The following is a 1,594-nucleotide window of genomic DNA, read 5'->3' as shown; positions in this document are numbered from 1 at the left end:
GGAGCGCAAGCCGCCACGGCCGATCATGTAAATGTTTTCCAGGTCCAGGTGCACCTTCCCCGGGACCGATTCGATTGCCGTCAGCCTGATCTGGGGAAGGGTTTCCATCTCCAGGCGCCGGCCGTGGATGACCTGCACGCTCTCACGCCCAACTTGTATATCGATCCGCCGCTCACGGTTTTTCCCGGCAGTCGGGGCATAGGTGAACACGTAATAGACATCTTCCCTGCCGGCCACCTCGTCCAACGCTTCCTTCATCTGGTTGCCGTCCATGATCTCTCCGCCCGTGGCCTCGGCCATTTGGCGAAAGGTCTTTTCCCAGTTGGAAAACACCGGGAACGGGTTCACGACCCCGAACCGGGAAGTGGGATCCACATCGGTCGGCGTCTGCTGTCTATCCAGGAGCAGCAGGTGGAATTGGGTGTTGGTCTGGATGAAACGGCTGCGCAGGGAATCGGCGAGGAGGCTGGCTTCCACGGGAAAAAGGAGATCGCGGTTTACTTTATCAATCGAATTGATCGTTGACCCCAACCGCAAATGGTAGTCCTCTAATTTCAATTTTTCGGTGTTGAACAGCGGCAGGGTGTCATGTTGGAAAAAAACCAGCGCCCACTTGTCCGCGTCAATGGCCTCCAGAGAGCGGCTCATTGCTTCGAGTTGGTTGGCATTGGGTGTCAGGTTCTGCATCCGGTATTCCTTCAGGAGTTGTGCATACTGGAGAGCCACAGTCTCAGGATCGCACCGCGGGGGATATTTGGTATTATTTTGGGCATCGAGACAGGTTATATAGAGTTGCAAGCAAGCTTCGATATCCGACTTGAATCTTCTCCTGGCGGTTAGCAGATCCCCGCTTAAAACCGATAAGCCGGCTTTGAACTCCGCTACCCTTGCGTCTTTTTCCGCTGTAGAATTGATCTCGAGAGAATGCCGTTGGTCGGCCAAGATTACCCGGTCGCCCTCGCGGTAGATGGAATTGAAAAAATAATTCAGCACTTCGCCGACCTTGACCGCAGGGTCGTTGATCCAGAAAAAGAGAAGGAACAGGCGGCCGGGACGAGCCTCCTTTTCGGCCTTAGCTTTTTCCCCCGTTTCGCCAGGAGTGATGCGCCGGTGAACTTCAAGAAATCCGTTGATCTCCTGCTTTTGACCATTCTCGAACAGGGAGAAATCCCGTTTCTGCAGGCCCGCGAGCGGCCGGCCGTCCTTCATCACCCGCACCAGCATCTCGATGTTCAAGACCTGGACGTACTCGCGTTCGATCTCCTGCTGTCCGAAAAAGAAATAGGTTAACCAAACAAAGATCACTAAAAATGCCGCACCATAAATAGTTTTCTTCATTGCATCTCGTAATTTAATTTTAATATCGTAAAAGTGAATTGTCAAAATTGAATCATGGAAAATTTTAGCCGGGCTTTTGGAATAATGCCGTGTCATCATGTTCAGCAAATACTTTCGATGATCTAGCCAGCCGGCTTAAACTTAACAAATTTTCGTTTTCCGAACTTTAAAAAATATTATGAGCCTTATTCCTGCCAATATTATAGTTAGCAAATACATATTTTCATGAGCCGCCGCCACGTGCTGTTCACTGCTC

The 1,594-nt window shown here is 51.1% G+C and carries 1 protein-coding gene; it reads right to left on the bottom strand.

Going from position 1 to position 1,594, the window contains the following annotated elements:
- Positions 1–1,338: hypothetical protein (locus NTW95_05770; protein MCX6556925.1), on the bottom strand; the 1,338-nt coding region annotated here is incomplete at its 3' end.
- Between the last annotated feature and the right edge of the window lie 256 nt (positions 1,339–1,594).

It is taken from the genome of Candidatus Aminicenantes bacterium, assembly GCA_026393795.1.
Taxonomy (GTDB): domain Bacteria; phylum Acidobacteriota; class Aminicenantia; order UBA2199; family UBA2199; genus UBA2199.
Note: the sequence above shows the minus strand (reverse complement) of the source record. Positions and strands in the feature narration are given on the sequence as shown.